This is a genomic window from Mycolicibacterium parafortuitum, from assembly GCF_010725485.1.
Lineage (GTDB): Bacteria > Actinomycetota > Actinomycetes > Mycobacteriales > Mycobacteriaceae > Mycobacterium.
Genome location: NZ_AP022598.1, coordinates 1,351,169 through 1,369,419 on the forward strand (window position 1 = coordinate 1,351,169; position 18,251 = coordinate 1,369,419).

The following is an 18,251-nucleotide window of genomic DNA, read 5'->3' on the forward strand; positions in this document are numbered from 1 at the left end:
CTTACGGTTCCAGGACCAGCTTGCCGTTCACCGCGCCGTCGGCGAATGCCTGCAGCGCCGCCACCCCGTCAGACAGCGGGTACCGCACCGGGTCTGGTGGTTTAAGGCCGTTGTCGACGAGTTCGGCCAGCGCCGCACCGACCTCGGCCTGCGCGCCCGGTGTGCGGTTGACGAACTCGCCCCAGCCGACGCCGACGACGCTCACGTTACGCAGCAGCAGCCGGTTCACCTTTACCGTCGGGATGCCGCCCGCCGCGAAGCCGATCACCAGCAGGCGGCCCTCGGTCGCCAACGCTCGGACCGCATCGTCGAACGTGTCCCCGCCGATCGGGTCGACCACCAGGTCGACGCCGCGGCCACCGGTCTCGGCCTTGACCGCGTCGAGCCAGCCGTCGGTCAGCGGCAGCACCACGTCGGCGCCCAGCGACGTGACGAAGTCGGTCGCCGACGGCCGGTGCACCATCGCGATCACCTTGGCGCCCAGAGCTTTCGCGATCTGGATCGACGCGGTACCGATACCGCCGCCCGAGCCGAGGACCAGCACCGTCTCGCCCGACCGCAGCCCGCCGCGGCGGTGCAGCGCGAAGTACATCGTGTAGTAGTTGCCCAGCAGGCAGACCGCCGCCCCGTCGTCGAGCGCCGGGTTGGTCGGGACCACGCTACCCACCGGCAGCGCCACCCGTTCGGCCCACGCACCGAGCAGGCTGAAACCCGAAACCCGCTGCCCGGCAACGAAACCCGAGCCTTCCGGGGCGGACCGCACAGTGCCCGCGACCTCCAGCCCTGGCACGAACGGCGCGGGCACCTTCATCTGGTATTCGCCCCGCAGCATCAGCAGGTCCGGGAAGCAGACGCCGGCCGCACCGACGTCGACGACCACGGCATCAGTGCCGCCGGGTTCATCGACGTCGGTGTAGGCCAGCCCTGCCGGACCTGTCAGCTCTTGTGCGACAAGTGCTTTCATCAATATCAGCCGAGGCTGAAGGTAGCCCGCTCGGCTGCCGACAGATCGGTGATCTCGCCCCACTTGGCGGCGACGTCGTCGACCGAGGGCACCTCGGTGAACGTCACACCCTGGTTCTGGAACAGCGCGGTCCGCTGCACCTTGCCGCCGCCGACGATGAACACCGACGCGGTGTCGGGCACCTCTTCGGTGCACAGGTACGACACGATCGGCGCGACGTATTCGGGGGTCAGCTTCTCGAACACCTCGGGCGGCAGGATGTCCTGCGTCATACGGGTCGCGGCGATCGGCGCGACGGCGTTGGCCTTGATGTTGTACTTGGCGCCTTCCTGGGCGAGCGTGTTGATCAGGCCGACCAGGCCGAGCTTGGCGGCGCCGTAGTTGGCCTGGCCGAAGTTGCCGAACAGACCACTGGTCGAGGTCGCGACGACGACGCGGCCGAAACCGTTCTCCCGGAAGTGCGGCCACGCCGCGCGGATCACGTTGTAGCCGCCGTACAGGTGCACCTTCAGCACGGCGTCCCAGTTCTCGAACGTCATCTTGTGGAAGGTGCCGTCGCGCAGGATGCCCGCGTTGGACACCACGCCGTCGACCTTGCCGAACTCGTCGACCGCGGTCTTGATGATGTTCTCGGCGCCCTCGGGCTCGGCGACGGAGTCGTAGTTCGCCACGGCCCGGCCGCCGGCGTCCTTGATCTCCTTGACCACCTCGTCGGCCATCGCCGATCCGGCGCCGGTGCCGTCGCGCGCGCCACCGAGGTCGTTGACGACGACGCTGGCGCCCTCACGCGCGAGCGTCAGGGCGTATTCGCGGCCCAGTCCACCTCCGGCACCCGTGACGACGATGACACGATCCTGCACTCCAGGCACTGATGTTCCTCTCTAGAGGGTCTTAAGGGTTGTACGAATCTAGAACAGCTTGCGCGCCAGCTTGAACGCCTTCTCTGTATACGGCGGGTAGATCATCGCGGTGAGGTCGGGTCGGGTCGGCTTGGTCAGCACGGACTTGCGGTGGCTGAACTCCTCGAAGCCGAACTTGCCGTGGTAGGCGCCCAGACCGGACGGGCCGACGCCGCCGAACGGCAGCTTGTGCGTCGCGAAGTGGAACAGCAGGTGGTTGACCAGCATGCCGCCCGCCGGGACCTCCTTGATGACGCGCTCTCGCACCGCCTTGGCCTTGGTGAACAGGTAGGCCGCCAGCGGCTTGGGCCGGGAGTTGACGAAGGTGATCGCCTCGTCGAGGTTCTGCACGGTGACGACCGGCAGGATGGGGCCGAAGATCTCGTCGGTCATCAGCGGCTCGGCCGGGTCCGGGTCGACGACGACGGTGGGCGCGATCTTGATGTTGGCGGCGTCGGTGCTGCCGCCGATGGCGACCTTGCCCTTCGTCGCGGCCAGTGCGTTGGACAGCCGGTTGAAGTGCCGCTCGTTGACGATCCGCTTGCCTGCGGTGTTACCGGCCTCGAAGGCATCGATGGTCTTGCGGAGTTCGTCGACGAGCTTGTCCCGGACCGGCGCCTCGACCAGCACGTAGTCCGGGGCGATGCAGATCTGGCCGGAGTTGATCAGCTTGGTCCACGCGATGCGCTTGGCGGCGACCTCGACGTCGGCGTCCTTGGCGACGATCACCGGGCTCTTGCCACCCAGTTCCAGCGTGACCGGGGTCAGATGCGTGGCGGCACTCTCGTAGACCTTGCGGCCGATCTCGGTGCCGCCGGTGAAGATCAGGTGGTCGAAGCCCTGCGCGATGAGTTCCTGGCTGACCGCGCCGTCACCCTCGACGACCGCGACGGCGTCGTTGTCCAGGTAGCGCGGCACCAGATCGGCCATCAGCGCCGACGACGCCGGGGCGACCTCGGACGGCTTCAGCACGACGGTGTTCCCGGCGGCGATCGCGCCGACGGCCGGTCCGAGGGTCAGCGCGAACGGGAAGTTCCATGCGCCGATGATCAGCACGGTGCCGTAGGGCTCGTACTCGATCCACCCGCGGCCGGGCAGCTGGGAGGCCTCGAGCAGGCGGTAGCGGCGCTTCATCCACTTGCCGACGTTCTTGGCGGCATAGGCGGCCTCACCGGTGGTGCTGGCGATGTCGGCCAGCCACGCCTCGAACGGCGCGCGGCCCAGATCCTTTTCCAGCGCCTCGGTGATCGCGCCTTCGTTCTCGCTCATCAGCCGCTCCAGCGCGTGCAACTGCTCTTTGCGCCACTGCACGCTGCGGGTGCGACCGGTCGCGAAGGTGCGGCGCAGTCGCTGCACGATGGCGGGAATGTCGGCGCCTTCGGCGGCCTGAACTGGGGCTACGGATTCGGTGGTCATGATGGGGCCCTTCCTGACCTCGGAGTAACCCGAATCCTAACCAACCATCCGGTTGGTGAACAGGTGTCAAGACCTCAGGACTTGACCCCGGTGGTGAACGTCGAGAACGACTCCTCGTCGGCCTCCGGGATCTCGACGAAGCGGCCGAGGCGGCGCATCTCGTCCTGGGCCGCGGTGGGCTCGGCCTGCCAGCCGTGGGTGTTGAGCCAGTCGGCGACGTTGGCGCGGTTGTCGTCTTCGTAGGTCAGTTCGGCGATGTCCATCGGCTCGTCGACGCCGATCTGCGCGGTGATGGACGCGAAACGCTCCCGCATCTTCTCGCGTCGGTCCGGTGCGTGATTCCCGATCGACTCCGCGGCGACCCGGCTCCCGGGCGCGCTGAGCGCGGTGATCTGTTCGAACAGCCGGTCCTGGGCATCGGCGGGCAGGTACATCAGCAGGCCTTCGGCCAGCCACGCGGTCGGCTGGGCCGGGTCGAAGCCGGCGGCCTTGAGCGCGGTAGGCCAGTCCTGGCGCAGGTCGATGGGTACTTCGCGGCGGTCCGCGGTGGGCGCCACGCCGTGTTCGGCCAGCCGCGACGTCTTGTACTCCAGCACCAGCGGCTGGTCGATCTCGAAGACTGTGGTGCCGGCGGGCCACGCCAGCCGGTAGGCCCGCGAGTCCAGGCCGGAGGCCAGGATCACGATCTGACGGATGCCGGCGGCGGCCGCGTCGGCGAAGAACGCGTCGAAGAAGTGGGTGCGTACAGCCTGGTAGCTGCTCATGTGCTCGAACATCGCGCCGATCTCGGGGTCGGTCTCGGCGATGCGCGCGACCGCGGCCTGGTCGGCGATGAACTGCCAGGCCCCGCTGGTTCCGGCGCCGGCGATCAGCAGCTTCGCGTACGGATCGTTGATCAGGGGGTTCGGGCGCTCGGTCTCGGCGGCTCGGGCCGCGGCAACCATGACGGCGGTGGCGCCGACGCTGGACGCGATGTCCCAGGTGTCGTTGTCGGTGCGAAGCGAACTCATTACTCAACTCCGGAGGTCGAAAGACACAAGTACTTCGCAAGTCTATCTAATAAAGGTGGGTGCGAGACTCCGCTGTGCGCGAAATTACAGCGGCAAATCAGGAGGCAAACACTTAAAACGAGCCGACGCTAGTCGGCGACGTTCCAGAGCTTGTTGGCCAGCAGCAGCTCGAGTTTGTGTACGACGGCGCTCAGGTCGGAGCGGTCACCGACGAACCCGGCATAGAAGCCCATCCCCCAGACCACCGCGACCAGCATCTCGACGAGGTGGTCGACGTCGGTGTCACCGCTGAGCTCCCCGCGAGCGATGGCGTCGTTGACCGCCCACGATACGAACGCGCGCGAGTTCTTCATCGCGTCGTGCTCGTCGTTGCCGAGCTCGGGATGGCGCTGGGACTCCAGCACGGACGTGACCAGGAACGCCGCCGCGGAGCGGTCTTCGGAGTGGGCCTGGGTGGCAACCGACAGGAAGGCGGTCAGCCGGTCCACGAGCGTCGTCTGCTCGCGGGCCCGCACGACGCCCTCGGTGAGGACGGTCGCGTTCACCTGCTCGACCACCTCCGACCACAGAACGCGTTTGCTCGCGAAGTAGTGGTTGATTGCGGGTCTGGTGAGATCGGCGCGAATGGCGATCGCCTGGAACGTCGCAGCGTCGTACCCGAGTTCGCTGAACACTTCGCGAGCGGCGCGCAAAATGCGCTCCCGGGTTTCAGCTGCCTTCGCTGCGGGAGGACGTCCTGGGCCTCGACTAGCCGTATACGGCACGGTCAAATTGTGCCACACGCCACCTGGGAGCCGGTGACGCATCTTTCGGTCGTTACCGCTCGGAGACCGGTCAGCAAACTCCGTAAGGGGCGGCCCGAGGGCCGATCCACGAGGCTGGCTGGGCAACCGTGGATATCGAACTAGGGTTTCTGACATGGGGGCGGTGTCATCGCGGGAGGCGTTCTTCGACGCGGGCCTGGAAGTCCTGTCCGATCAGGGCTATGGCGGGCTGAAGCTCGCCGAGGTGTGCCAGCGGCTCGGGGTCACGACCGGCTCGTTCTACCACTACTTCACCAACTGGGGCGCGTACACGACGCAGTTGGTGAAGTACTGGCACGACGGACTGACGGTGCGGGTGGTCGAGGCCGTGCAGTCCGAGCCCGATCCGCGCGAACGCATCGGCCGGCTCATCGAATTCGGCCTGTCCCTTCCGCACGGTGCGGAGTCTGCGATCAGGGTGTGGAGCTTCATCGACCCCGAGGTGCGGTCCGTCCAGGCCGACGTGGATCGCCAGCGGTTTCAGGTGCTCCACGACTCTGCGCTGCAGATCGTCGAGAACTCCCGCCAGGCGGAGCTGTTCGCGGCCTGGGCGGTCTACCTGCTGGTGGGCTACGAGCAGGCCCTGCTGCCGAGAGACATCGCGGGATTGCGGTGGCTGGTCGACCAGCTCCTCGACGCTCTCGACGCGGGCCGATTCGAGTCGGTGCCGCCCGGTGAGTGACCGCGTCCGCACCGCCGCCGCAGCGGTCCACCGCGACCACGTTTCTACGCCGCAGCAAATTGTTACGGTTCGCTTACTATTGCCTTTTTCTGCGCTGAGCGGCGTCACCGCGGGGCTCGGAGACTGATGCGGACCGCCGGGGCCGGGGCGCGCACCCGCATCGCGGACCGGATTGCGCGGCGCGATCCCGACCGGGACGCCCTGCGCCGGGCGCTGCGCGCGGCCTTGGTGGTGCCGGTGGCCGGCGGGCTGAGCTTCGCGCTTGCCGGCGGCAGTTCACAAACACCGATGTTCACAATCTTCGGTTCGGTGGCGCTGCTGGTGTTCTCCGATTTCCCGGGAAACCGGCAGAACCGCGCGGTGGCCTATCTGGGACTCGGCTTCAACGGATGCGTTCTCATCACCCTCGGCACCTTGGTCGCGCCGCATCCGTGGCCCGCGGTGGCGGCGATGTTCGCCCTCGGTGTCGCGGTGACCTTCTCCGGGGTGCTCAGCGAGACACTGGCCGCCGGCCAGCGTGCCACCCTGCTGACCTTCGTGCTGCCCGCCTGTACGCCGCCAGGTCCGGTCGGGGAACGCCTGCTCGGCTGGGCGATCGCGCTGGCGGTCTGTGTGCCTGCCGCGCTCTTCGTGCTGCCGCCGCGCCACCACGGTCAACTGCGCCGCCGCGCGGCGCGGGCGTGCGCCACCCTGGCCGACCGGCTGGACGGCGACGCGACAGCCGAGGATGTCACTCGGGCGATGGACGCGCTGCGGGAAACGTTCCTGGGAGCCGATTTTCGGCCGGTCGGCTTGACCGCGGGCAGCCGGGCACTGGTGCGTGTGGTCGACGACCTGGAATGGGTGGCCGATCGCACCGGCTCCTCGACCGGCGTCTTCCTGCGGGACAAGGATGCGGTGGTGAGGGTGCTGCGCGCCGCGGCCCGCGTGCTCAGCATCACCCGGCCTGCGGACCGCGAGATGGCTCGCGCGGAGCTGGAGGCCGCGCTGTTGGCGTTGCGCACCGCCGCGCGCGGGCGCTGGCGCGAGGACCTCGACGAGATCCTCGGTTGCGCCGACGACGACGAGGCCGTCGCGTTCGGCCGTGATCTGTTGCGCCGCCGCACCATTGCCGCGACGGTGATCGCCACCGGCCGCATCATCGCGGTGGCTGCCGCAGCCGACGCGCGCCCGGTGTGGGCGCGGGCGCTGGGCCGGCAGTTGCCTCCGACCGGCGCGTCGGACCGGCTGCTGCCGGAAACCGTTGCCGCCGCGGAGATCACCACCGGGTTCCTGGAGAACCGCTCTGTCGCGGTGCGCAACAGTTTGCGCACCGGACTCGGGCTGGCGCTGGCGGTGGCCGTGACCCACGTCTTTCCGGTCGAACACGGGTTCTGGGTGGTGCTCGGCGCGCTGTCGGTGCTGCGGAGCAGCGCCCTGACGACCGGTACGCGGGTGTGGCGTGCGGTGGTCGGCACCGGTATCGGGTTCTTGCTCGGTGCGTTGTTGATCGGTCTTGTCGGGGTGAACCCGGTGGTGCTGTGGATCCTGATGCCGCTGGCGGTGTTCGGCTCGGCCTACGTTCCCGAGATCGCGTCGTTCACCGCGGCGCAGGCCGCGTTCACGATGATGGTGCTCATCTTCTTCAACCTGATCGTTCCGACCGGCTGGGAGGTCGGCCTGATCCGGGTCGAGGACGTGTTCGTCGGCGCGATGGTGGGTGTGGTGGTGTCGGTGCTGATGTGGCCGCGCGGTGCGACCGCATCGGTGACACGCGCGATCGACTCGGCCCGGTTCGTCGCCGCCCGGTATCTGCGGGCGGCGGTGCTGCGCGTGACCCGCGGCGCGTACGAGGGCCGCAACGACGAGGTGGTGACCCTCGGCCACCAGGCGCTCGACGCGTCGCGCGTCATCGATGACGCTGTGCGGCAGTATCTTTCGGAGGGCAGCGGTGAGACCGACTTCCGCGCGCCGGTGGTGCGGTCGTTCAACCGCGCCACCCGGCTGCGCAGCGCCGCCGATCTGATCGCCGACATTCCGACCCCGCCGCCGCTGGGGGCCTACCCGAAGGTGCGCGCGGTACTGGAGTCCCACGTGGACGCGATCTGTCGGCGCGTCGCCGGCGAACCGACGGGGCACCGGGTGCCGATCAGTGAGGACTTCGTCCGCACGCTGCGCGCGGAGGCGATTCCCGACGACCTCGGTGTCGCCGCGGCGCTGCCGTTGCTCACCGCCGCCGCGGTGATCGGCGAGCTCGAGCTGATCTACCCGTGGGACCCGGAGGAGTCCTAGCCCGTCATCGCGACGGGCGGTGCGGCCGCAGCGCGTCCGGCGGGATCGCGCCGAACTTGCCCGCCTGGAAATCCTCGACGGCTTCCAGGATCTGGGACTTGGTGTTCATCACGAACGGTCCGTACTGGAAGATCGGCTCGCGGATCGGCTTGCCGCCCAACAGCAGTACTTCGAGGGCGGGACGGTGTGAGTCCTGCCGGGCCTCGGCGGACACGCTGATGCGGTCACCGGGGCCGAGCACCGCCAACTGGCCCTGCTGGATCGGATGGCCGACGGGGCCCACCGTGCCGCGGCCGGACAGCACGTACAACAACGCGTTGAAGTCCCGGTTCCACGGCAGGTTCAGTTGCGCACCGGGCTCGATCGTCGCGTGCGCCAACGTGATCGGGGTGTGCGTCGCACCCGGCCCGGTGTGCCCGTCGATGCCGCCGGCGATGATGCGCACCAGCGCTCCGCCGTCGTCGGACGCGAGCAGCGCGGCCTGTTCCCCTTCGATCGCCTGATATCTCGGGGCGGCAAACTTGTCCTGCTTCGGCAGATTCACCCAGAGCTGGATACCGTGGAACAGCCCACCGCTCTCGACGAGTTCGGCAGGCGGTGTCTCGATGTGCAGGATGCCCGAGCCGGCGGTCATCCACTGGGTGGCGCCGTCGGTGATCAGGCCGCCGCCGCCGTGCGAGTCCTGGTGCGCGAAGCGCCCGTCGATCATGTACGTGACGGTCTCGAAGCCGCGATGCGGATGCCAGTCGGTGCCGCGCGGCTCGCCCGGCTCGTACTCGACCTCGCCCATCTGGTCCATGTGGATGAACGGGTCGAGGTCGCGGGGGTTGACCCCGGCGAAGGCCCGGACGACCGGGAACCCCTCGCCCTCGAAGCCGCGCGGACCGGTGGTGATGGTCCGAACGGGACGTTCTGTATCGGTGGCCGCGGGTCGTCCGATCCGCGGCAGTTCCAGCGTGTTCGCGGTGATAGCAGGCATGTCCACCCTAACCGGACTGTGGTCCGAATAATTCCCGGGGCGTCTGGGTGCTCCCAGTGTGCACTGCGCGCGACCCGGGGTACCCGCCTCCCGGAGAGGAGGGGCCATGACAGACAGCGACGGCTCCACGCAGTGGGAGGTGGTGACCGCGACCGCCTACGACCGGGGCAATCCCGCGGCGGGCGCCGAGGAGACCACCGTGGCCCGCGGCGGTGAGCACGAGGCGCGGCGCGTCTACGCCGACACCACGGCCGAGGCCGGCGAACGGGGCTACGAGTATGTGCGGTTGCGGTGTGACGGCCGCGATGTCGAGTCGTGGCCGCAGCAGACGGGTTGGACGGTCTAACCCAGTACGGCCAGCGCCGCGGCCCTGGCCTCGGCCGCGCTCGCGGTGCCCAGGACGGCGTCGGCGGCGTCGCGGCACTGCTGCATGGTGACCTGCGACAGTTTGGCGCCGACGCCCTGCACCGCGGCGGCGGCGGCCGACAGCGACGACACCCCCAATCCGGCCAGCACGCAGCCCAGCAGCGGGTCTGCCGCCGCCTCGCCACACACCCCGACCCGCTTACCCACCGCCACACCGGCTTTCGCCGTCATTGCGACCAGGGCCAGCACGGCGGGCTGCCACGGGTCGGTCAGCGTGGCCAGCTCGGCCGACATCCGGTCGGCGGCCATCGTGTACTGCCCCAGGTCGTTGGTGCCGATCGACAGGAACTCGACGTGCTCCAGGATCCGGTCGGCGAGCAGCGCCGCCGCAGGCACCTCGATCATCACCCCCGGGATCAATCCGTACGAACGTGCACTTTCGGCAAAGCTCCGTGCCTCCTCGGGGGTTGCGATCATCGGCGCCATCACCCAGGGCGACGTACCGGTCCGCTCACCGGCGAGCGCGATGGCCTCGAGCTGGCGCTGCAGCAGACCCGGGTTGTTGAAAGAAATACGGAAACCGCGCACACCCAGCGCGGGGTTCGCCTCGTCAGGGTGACCGGCAAACTTCAGCGGCTTGTCCGAGCCCGCGTCGAGGGTGCGGATCACCACCTTGCTCTCCGGGAACGCCTCCAGCACCTCGGCGTAGATCTTGGCCTGCTCGTCGACGGTGGGTTCGGTGTCGGTGTTCAGGAAGCACAGCTCGGTGCGGAACAGCCCGATGCCTTCGGCCGGGGTGTTGCGCGCGGCGCGCGCGGCCGCCCCGTCCTGCACGTTGGCGTACACCGCGACCGGGTGGCCGTCGGCGGTCGCCCCGGGGCCGGTCCAGCTCGCCGCGGCATCGGTCGCCCGCTTCGCGTCCGCCATCTGGGAGCGCGCCGACTCGGCGTCCGGGGACACCGTGACCGTTCCCCGGGTGCCGTCGACCATCACCATGGTGCCCGCGGCGACGTCGTCGAGGCCGGTGACCGCGACGACGCACGGGATGCCGAGCTGGCGGGCGATGATCGCGGTGTGGCTGGTCGGCCCGCCCAGCGTGGTGGCCAGCGCGACGACGAGCTCCGGGTCCAGCCCGGCCGTGTCGGCCGGCGCGAGGTCCTCGGCGCACAGGATCGAGGGTTCGTCGGGGAGGGGGACGCCGGGCTCGGGCAGGCCCTGAAGTTCGGCGATGACGCGGGAGCGGATGTCACGCAGATCGGTGACGCGTTCGGCCATCAGCCCGCCCAGCTTGGTGAACACGTCCACGAACTGGTCGATGGCGCCGTCGACCGCGCGCACCGCGGGCGCGCCGTCCTTGATGCGTTTCTCTGCCGCGCTCAGCCAGCCGCGGTCGGTCGCCAGGGTCGCGGTCGCGGCAAGCACCTCGGAGGCCGGGCCGGTCGCGTGGGCCGCGCGCTCGCGCAGCCGGTCGGCCACCGCCGCCGCTGCCGTGCTGAACCGCTCCCGCTCCGCCTCGCGTTCCCCCTCGGGGACTTGCACATCGGCCTGGAGGTCGAGGTCGGGAAGTTTGCCGGGCCGGATGACCGGGGCGTACTGGATTCCCGGAACCACCGGCACCCCGTGGAGCACGGCGCCCGCCGACAGTGATGCACGCGAGGTATCCGAAGTCATGTGAACTAGGTTACAGAAATCCCTTGACAAGTCAACACATTCAGTAGTAAAACCAAAAATATCAACATTGAATCGGCACGATATCCACACAACTCGCCAACGCGGAGCTCCATGTACCCGGAAGAGCGACAGCAGGCCATCGCGGCGCTGGTGATGTCCCGCGGGCGGGCATCGGTGACCGAACTGGCCCAGGCCTACGACGTGACCACCGAGACCGTGCGCCGCGATCTGGCCGTCCTGGACAAGGCGGGCATTGTGCGGCGGGTGCACGGCGGCGCGGTGCCGGTGCGGTCGCTGCAATTGGTCGAGCCCGGCGTCAACGAGCGCGATGTGACCCGCGCCGAACACAAGGACGCGATCGCGGCGGCGGCGGCGGAGTTCTTTCCATTGGGTGGTGCCAGCGTGCTGCTCGACGCCGGCACCACCACGATGCGCATCGCGGCGCAGATCCCCACCGACCGCGAACTCGTGGTGGTCACCAACTCCGTTCCGATCGCCGCGCGGCTGGCGACGATGCCCTCGGTCTCCCTGCAGCTGCTCGGCGGGCGGGTGCGCGGGGTCACCCAGGCCGCGGTCGGCGAGCAGGCGCTGCGCGTGCTCGACACGCTGCGGGTGGACATCGCGTTCATCGGCACCAACGCGATCAGCGCCCGGCACGGGCTGTCCACCCCGGACAACGACGAGGCCGCCGTCAAGCGGGCCATGGTCAACGCCGCCAACTACGTCGTCGTCGCCGCGGATTCGTCGAAGGTCGGGCGGGAGGAGTTCGTCAGCTTCGCGCCGATCTCCTGTGTCGACACCCTCATCACCGATCCCGAGATCTCTGCCGCGGACCGCGACGAACTGGCCGGGCACGGCGTCGAGATCATCTGCGCGGGAGGACCCCAGTGATCGTCACCGTGACCCCCAACCCCAGCATCGACCGCACCGTCACGCTGCCCGTCCCGTTGGTCCGCGGCGCGGTGCATCGCGTCACGTCGGTGACCGATCAGGCCGGAGGCAAGGGCGTCAACGTCGCCAAGGTGCTGACGATGGCCGGGGTCGACGCCGTCGCGGTGCTGCCCGCGGCCACCAACGACCCGTTGATCAACGCGCTGCAGGCGGCCGCGGTGCCGTACCGGATCGTGACCACCGGCGAGCCCGCCCGCACCAATCTGGCCATCACCGAACAGGACGGCACCACCACCAAGATCAACGAACCCGGCGCAACGCTGGACGACGTGACGCTGCGAACGTTCACCGACGCGGTGCTCGACGCGGCCGGCGACGCGGACTGGGTGGTGATGTCGGGTTCGCTGCCCCCTGGCGTCCCGGCGTCGTGGTACGCGACCGTCGTCGCGCACCTCGCGAGCCGGCCCTGCCGGGTCGCGGTCGACACCTCCGACGCACCCCTGGCCGCGCTCGTCGAGGGCCTCGACCACGGCGCACCCGACCTGATCAAACCCAACGCCGAAGAACTCGCCGGCATCCTGGGCCTGTCGGCGCAGCATCTCGAAGACGCTGTCGCACAAGGCGATCCGGGACCCGTCGTCGCCGCCGCCCGGCAGCTCATCGATCGCGGTATCGGCGCGGTGCTGGCCACCCTCGGTGCCGCCGGGGCCGTGCTGGTGGACGGCAGCGGTGCGTGGATGGCGACGCCGCCGCCGATCGTGCCCCGCAGCACCGTCGGCGCCGGGGATTCGTCCCTGGCCGGCTACCTGCGCGCCGAAGTCGGTGGCGCGGTGCCGCCGCAGCGGCTGCAGATGGCCGTCGCCTACGGCAGCGCGGCCGCCGCCCTGCCGGGGACCACATTGCCGTCGCCCAGCGAGATCGATCTCAACGGAGTTCGGGTATCCCCTGTTTCACCCGTCGCGTCAACCAGCAGTAACTCAGAGACAAGGTAGCGCCATGACCAGCTCCACCCCACCGCCGATCATCACCGGCGATCTGGTCCTGCTCGACACGGCGGTCGACGGCGGTAAGCAGGCGGTGATCCGCAGGCTTGCCGAGGCGCTGGCCGGGGCCGGGCGCACCAACGACGCCGAGGGTCTGATCGGTGCGGCGATGGCCCGTGAGGAGCAGTCCGCGACCGGCCTGCCCGGCGGGATCGCGATCCCGCACTGCCGTTCCCCGTACGTCGACACCCCCACCATCGGCTTCGCCCGGCTCAAACCGGGGGTGGACTTCGGCGCCCCCGACGGCCCCGCCGATCTCGCGTTCCTGATCGCGGCGCCGGATTCCGGTGGTCAGGAGCACATGAAGCTGCTGTCGAGTCTGGCGAGGGCTTTGGTCCGCAAGGACTTCGTCGAGGCGCTGCGCGCGGCCACCACCGCCGACCAGATCGTCGAACTGGTCGACGGGGTCGTCAACCCCGCCCCGGCCGCAGCACCCGCTGCCCCGGCCACCGCACCCGCGGCGCCTCCGGCGGAGACGCCCGCCGCGCCGAAGGCGCAGAAGACCATCGTCGCGATCACCGCGTGCCCGACCGGCATCGCGCACACCTACATGGCCGCCGACTCGCTGGCCCAGGCCGCGAAGGAGGCCGGGGTCAACCTGCTCGTCGAGACCCAGGGATCTTCGGGCAGCACGCCGTTGCCGGCCGCGACGATCGCCGAAGCGGACGCGGTCATCTTTGCCACCGACGTCGGGGTCAAGGACAGGGGCCGGCTCGCGGGGAAGCCGGTCATCGCGTCGGGGGTGAAGCGGGCCATCAACGAACCGGCCAAGATGATCGCCGAAGCCGTTGCCGCAGCGGATAACCCGAACGCGGCCCGGGTGGAGGGGTCGGGTGCGGCGGCGCCGGACGCACCGTCGGGCGATGTCGGCTGGGGTACCAGGACCCGGCAGATCCTGTTGACCGGTGTGAGCTACATGATCCCGTTCGTCGCCGCCGGTGGCCTGCTGATCGCCCTGGGATTCCTGTTCGGCGGCTACGAGATCTCCGAGATCGCCAACGACATCGCGCTGAACAACTCCCTGACCAACCTGCCCGACGGCGGGTTCACGCAGTACCTCGGGGCGATACTGTTCGCCCTCGGCAACCTGGCGTTCGGCTTCCTGGTCCCGGCGCTGGCCGGCTACATCGCCTTCGCGATCGCCGACCGGCCCGGCATTGCACCGGGTTTCACCGCCGGAGCGCTGGCGGTGTTCGTCGGCGGCGGCTTCATCGGCGGCATCCTCGGCGGTGTGATCGCCGGGTTCACCGCACTGTGGATCAGCAGGTTCGACGCCCCGCGGTGGTTGCGCGGCCTGATGCCGGTGGTGATCATCCCGCTGGTCGCGTCACTGACCGTCGGGCTGATCATGTTCTTCCTGATCGGCCGCCCGCTGGCGTGGATCAACACCGGCCTGACCGACTGGCTGAACAGCCTCACCGGCACCTCCGCGGTGCTGCTGGGCGTGATCCTGGGTCTGATGATGTGCTTCGACCTCGGCGGCCCGGTCAACAAGGCGGCGTACGCGTTCGCCACCGCCGGCCTCGCCGCCTCCACCACCGCTTCGTTCCAGGTGATGGCCGCGGTGATGGCCGCAGGCATGGTGCCGCCGCTGGCGATGGCCCTGGCCACCACCATCCGGCCGGGTCTGTTCAGCGAACCGGAAAAGGAAAACGGCCGCGCCGCATGGCTTCTCGGAGCCTCGTTCATCTCCGAGGGTGCCATCCCGTTCGCCGCGGCGGATCCGCTGCGGGTGATCCCGTCGATGATGTTCGGCGGCGCCATCACCGGTGCACTGTGCATGGCGTTCGGCGTGACACTGCGCGCGCCGCACGGCGGCATCTTCGTGTTCTTCGCGATCGGCAACCTGCTGTGGTTCGTGGTCGCCCTGGCCGCGGGCACCATCGCATCGGCACTCGCCGTCATCGCGGCCAAACAGCTCGTCAAACCCGGCGCCAAGGCCGACACCGAACTCGTCGCCGCCTGAACATCCGAAACGTCAACCCCCGATAAAGGAGAATCCATGCCCAGCAAGACCGTCATCGTCGGATCGGCCATCGGCCTGCACGCCCGTCCCGCCGCGATCATCGCCGAGGCCGTGGTCGAGGCCGGGGTGCCCGTCACGCTGTCGATGGACGGCGGCGAACCCGTCGACGCCGGTTCGGCCTTGATGATCATGACGCTCGGGGCAGGCAATGGTGCACAGGTCACCGTGTCCTCCGATGACGAGAACGCGATGGACACCATCGCCGAGCTGGTGCAGAAGGATCTCGACGCCTGACGCGCGGATACCCGTGATCGGGGTGTTCTCGTCGCCGCCGGACGGCACCTCCACAGGAGCCCGGCGGGAAAAGAAAGTGGAATGACCCCTCCCTGAGCGCCCCTAACATGGCCGATGTGTCTGCGATTCGTGCGCCCAGGGGGAGGTCCTACACCCCGGCTGCCGCGTCGCCGAGGTTGCTGACGAGGCTCCTGAGCGGCGTGCTCGCGACCTCCGTTTCGGGGGGTGAGCGCGCGTGCGGCGCACCGGAGCGCTGATCGTCGCGGCGTTGCTGGTGCTGCTCGCCGCCCCGCCCGCGGGAGCCATCGAGCAACCGATCATCGACCCCGCTGCCGTTCCCCCCGACGAGACCGGACCCGATCAGCCGATGGAACAGCGCCGCATCTGTGCCACGCCGGCGGTGTTCCCGGACTCGAATTTCGCCGACCGCCCGTGGGCCGGCGACTACCTGCAGATCACCGAAGCGCAGAAGTTCGCAACCGGCGCCGGTGTCACCATCGCCGTTATCGACACTGGCGTCAACGGATCTCCGCGCGTCCCCGCCGAACCCGGCGGCGATTTCGTCGACGCCGCAGGCAACGGCATGTCGGACTGCGACGCGCACGGCACGCTGACGGCCGCGGTGATCGGCGGGCGTGGCGCCCCCACCGACGCGTTCGTCGGCATGGCCCCCGACGCCCGCATCCTGTCGCTGCGCCAGACCTCGGACAGCTTCTCCCCCGTCGGCGCCCGCAGCGACCCGAACGACCCGAACGCGACGCAAACAGCGGGATCCCTGCGCAGCCTGGCCCGCGCGATCGTGCACGCGGCCAACATGGGCGCCCAGATCATCAACATCAGTGAGGCCGCCTGCTACAAGGTGACCCGCCGGATCGACGAAGCGGTGGTCGGTGCTGCCGTCAACTACGCCGTCAACGACAAGGGCGTGGTGATCGTGGCCGCGGCCGGCAACACCGGCGAGAACTGCACCCAGAATCCACCGCCGGACCCCGCACTGCCCGCGGATCCCCGCGGTTGGAATGAGGTGCAGACGATCGTGTCGCCGGCCTGGTACTCGCCGTTGGTACTCACCGTCGGCAGCATCGCCCCCAATGGGCAGCCCAGCGGCTTCTCGGTGCAGGGACCTTGGGTGGGCGCCGCCGCCCCCGGAGAGAACCTGGTCGCTCTCGGCTACGACGGCAACCCGGTCAACGCCCTCCAGGGTGAGGACGGGCTGATCCCGATCAGCGGCACCTCGTTCTCGGCGGCCTATGTTTCGGGTTTGGCGGCCCTGGTCAAGCAACGCTTCCCCGAACTGACGCCGGGCCAGATCATCAACCGCATCACCGCGACCGCCCGTCATCCCGGCGGCGGCGTGAACAACATCGTCGGCGCCGGCGTCATCGACCCGGTAGCGGCACTGACCTGGGATGTACCTGCCGGCCCGTCCGAAATCCCCTACAACGTCAAGGCCATTCCGCCTCCGGTGTACAACCCACCGCCGGATCGCAGCCCGATCACCTGGGTCGTGGTGACCGGCATCGGAGTGGCGGTGCTGCTCGGCGTCGGGGCGTTGGCCCGTCGGGCCTTGGGGCGCCGATGAGCAGGATCGCCTCGATCTTCGGACTGAAGGTCACCACCGGCCATGCCCTGTGGGCGGCGGTGCTCATCCCCGCTTGCATACTCATCTTCGCGCCGCTGGACCTGATGTGGCTGGGTGTGACACTGGCAGTACTGATCGCGTTGTCGGCGTTCGTCACGATTCGCGGCCGACGGGTCAGCGGATGGGTGGCCGCGTTGTTCGCGTGGCGGCACCGCCACAAGCAGCCTCCGCCAACGCCTTCCGAGTCCGCGGTCGGTGCGACCGTGCTGCCCGGCGATCACGTCGCACTGCGGTGGCAGCACGGCTACCTGGTGTCGGCGATCGAGCTGATCCCCCGCCCGTTCACCCCGACCGTCATCGTCAACGGCAGCGCGGCCACCGATGACGTGATCGACACCAGACTTCTCGAAAACTTGCTGACCGCATACTGTCCCGACTTGGAGGCCGATGTCGTCTCGGCCGGCTACCGGGTGGGCCGCACCGCCCCTGCCGCGCTGGTGGGGCTCTACGAACAGGTCGTCGGGCCCTATCCGGCGCCGGCGAACCGCCGCACGTGGATCGTGTTGCGCGCCGATCCGGACAAGACGCGTAAATCGGCACTGCGCCGTGACACCGGGGTATCCGGCCTGGCCCAGTACCTGGTGTCGTCGACGACGCGGATCGCCGACCAGCTCGCCGGCAGCGGTGTCGATGCCCGCCCGGCCCGCAGCTTCACCGATTTCGACCACGCCACCGACATCAGCTTCGAGCGCGAGACCTGGTCGATGGTCAAGGGCCGCAGCACCTTTACCACCGCCTACCACGCCCCGGGTGGGCCCGACGTGTGGTGGTCCGCTCGAGCGGATCACACCCTTACTCGTGTCCGGATCACGCCCGGCGCTGCGCCGACCACCACCGTGCTGCTGACGACGCTGGCGAATCCGTCGACACCGCGCGGATTCTCGTGCCTGTACGGCGGACAGCGGGCGGCGCTGCTGGGTGAGAGCCCGGTGAGCGACCGTCACCACGAGTTGCCCCTCGGATCGGCGGGGGTGCTCGTCGGCGAGACCGCGGACCGTTACCCGGTGTACATGCCGTTCGACGACATCGACGTCAGCATCAACCTCGGCAACGCACGGCTGTTCACACAGTTCGTGGTGCGTGCCGCCGCGGCAGGGGCGAACGTGACCCTGCAGCCGCAGTTCCGCGAGTTCGCCGGATTCGTCAACGCCGACATCGGCCCCGTGCCGAAGGTGTCCTGGCCACAGGCGACGACATACCTTCGCCCGCACCCGGGCGTCGGCCGAGTGATGTTGCGGGACAGCTACATCGCCACACCGCGTCACAAGCAACTGCCGATCCGGCTGATCAACCCCCGCGAGGAGAGTCGCTACCAGATGGCGCTCGAATCATGATCTGCAGGAAGGAGGCCCGG

16 protein-coding genes are annotated in these 18,251 nt (G+C 69.3%); 9 read left to right on the forward strand and 7 right to left on the reverse strand.

The genetic code is table 11. The features are described 5' to 3' along the window. Position 1: 1 nt before the first annotated feature. The 5 genes from NTM_RS06315 to NTM_RS06335 form a co-directional block, all read right to left on the reverse strand. Positions 2-964: an NADPH:quinone oxidoreductase family protein gene (locus NTM_RS06315; protein ID WP_163765799.1), complete on the reverse strand. Its 963-nt coding sequence runs from the start codon at positions 962-964 to the stop codon at positions 2-4. Positions 965-969: 5 nt separating this feature from the next. After that, positions 970-1,833: an SDR family oxidoreductase gene (locus NTM_RS06320; protein WP_163765800.1), complete on the reverse strand. Its 864-nt coding sequence runs from the start codon at positions 1,831-1,833 to the stop codon at positions 970-972. Positions 1,834-1,872: 39 nt separating this feature from the next. After that, positions 1,873-3,279, reverse strand: a complete 1,407-nt coding sequence (locus NTM_RS06325) for an aldehyde dehydrogenase family protein (RefSeq protein ID WP_163765801.1) — start codon at positions 3,277-3,279, stop codon at positions 1,873-1,875. Positions 3,280-3,353: 74 nt separating this feature from the next. Further along, positions 3,354-4,289 (reverse strand): class I SAM-dependent methyltransferase, encoded by a 936-nt coding sequence (locus NTM_RS06330; protein WP_163765802.1) that lies wholly within the window; start codon positions 4,287-4,289, stop codon positions 3,354-3,356. Positions 4,290-4,417: 128 nt separating this feature from the next. Further along, complete coding sequence (locus NTM_RS06335) at positions 4,418-5,053, reverse strand: TetR/AcrR family transcriptional regulator (RefSeq protein WP_179963896.1); 636 nt, start codon at positions 5,051-5,053, stop codon at positions 4,418-4,420. Positions 5,054-5,207: 154 nt separating this feature from the next. Between NTM_RS06335 and NTM_RS06340 the strand changes: the two genes are divergently transcribed. Further along, positions 5,208-5,774, forward strand: coding sequence for a TetR/AcrR family transcriptional regulator (locus NTM_RS06340; RefSeq protein WP_163765804.1), 567 nt, complete (start codon positions 5,208-5,210; stop codon positions 5,772-5,774). Between the two features lie 126 nt (positions 5,775-5,900). Next, a complete protein-coding gene (locus NTM_RS06345; RefSeq protein WP_163765805.1) occupies positions 5,901-8,045 on the forward strand; it encodes an FUSC family protein in 2,145 nt (714 codons plus the stop codon). 4 nt (positions 8,046-8,049) lie between these two features. Here the strand turns inward: NTM_RS06345 and NTM_RS06350 are convergent, their stop codons facing one another. Then, positions 8,050-9,024, reverse strand: a complete 975-nt coding sequence (locus tag NTM_RS06350; RefSeq protein WP_163765806.1) for a pirin family protein — start codon at positions 9,022-9,024, stop codon at positions 8,050-8,052. Positions 9,025-9,130: 106 nt separating this feature from the next. Between NTM_RS06350 and NTM_RS06355 the strand changes: the two genes are divergently transcribed. Then, on the forward strand, positions 9,131-9,370 hold the full coding sequence (locus tag NTM_RS06355) for a hypothetical protein (protein WP_104864366.1): 240 nt from the start codon (positions 9,131-9,133) through the stop codon (positions 9,368-9,370). Here NTM_RS06355 and ptsP read toward each other — a convergent pair. Further along, entirely contained in the window at positions 9,367-11,061 is a 1,695-nt protein-coding gene (ptsP, locus tag NTM_RS06360; protein ID WP_179963897.1) for a phosphoenolpyruvate--protein phosphotransferase, read from the reverse strand. The genes NTM_RS06355 and ptsP overlap by 4 nt on opposite strands. Positions 11,062-11,172: 111 nt before the next feature. Between ptsP and NTM_RS06365 the strand changes: the two genes are divergently transcribed. The 6 genes from NTM_RS06365 (at position 11,173) to eccE (ending at position 18,231) form a co-directional block, all read left to right on the forward strand. Next, complete coding sequence (locus tag NTM_RS06365) at positions 11,173-11,952, forward strand: DeoR/GlpR family DNA-binding transcription regulator (protein WP_104864367.1); 780 nt, start codon at positions 11,173-11,175, stop codon at positions 11,950-11,952. Further along, positions 11,949-12,944 (forward strand): 1-phosphofructokinase family hexose kinase, encoded by a 996-nt coding sequence (locus NTM_RS06370; protein WP_163765807.1) that lies wholly within the window; start codon positions 11,949-11,951, stop codon positions 12,942-12,944. The genes NTM_RS06365 and NTM_RS06370 overlap by 4 nt, the downstream gene beginning before the upstream one ends. A 4-nt stretch (positions 12,945-12,948) precedes the next feature. Next, a complete protein-coding gene (locus NTM_RS06375; protein WP_163765808.1) occupies positions 12,949-14,961 on the forward strand; it encodes a PTS fructose transporter subunit IIABC in 2,013 nt (670 codons plus the stop codon). Positions 14,962-14,997: 36 nt separating this feature from the next. Next, positions 14,998-15,255 carry an HPr family phosphocarrier protein gene (locus NTM_RS06380; protein WP_163765809.1) on the forward strand — a complete coding sequence of 86 codons (258 nt, stop codon included), beginning with the start codon at positions 14,998-15,000 and terminating at the stop codon, positions 15,253-15,255. A 235-nt stretch (positions 15,256-15,490) separates the two neighbouring features. Continuing rightward, positions 15,491-16,837: a type VII secretion-associated serine protease mycosin gene (gene mycP, locus NTM_RS06385; protein ID WP_163765810.1), complete on the forward strand. Its 1,347-nt coding sequence runs from the start codon at positions 15,491-15,493 to the stop codon at positions 16,835-16,837. Further along, entirely contained in the window at positions 16,834-18,231 is a 1,398-nt protein-coding gene (gene eccE / locus NTM_RS06390) for a type VII secretion protein EccE (RefSeq protein ID WP_163765811.1), read from the forward strand. Before mycP ends, eccE begins: the two co-directional genes overlap by 4 nt. The last annotated feature ends 20 nt before the right edge of the window (positions 18,232-18,251 follow it).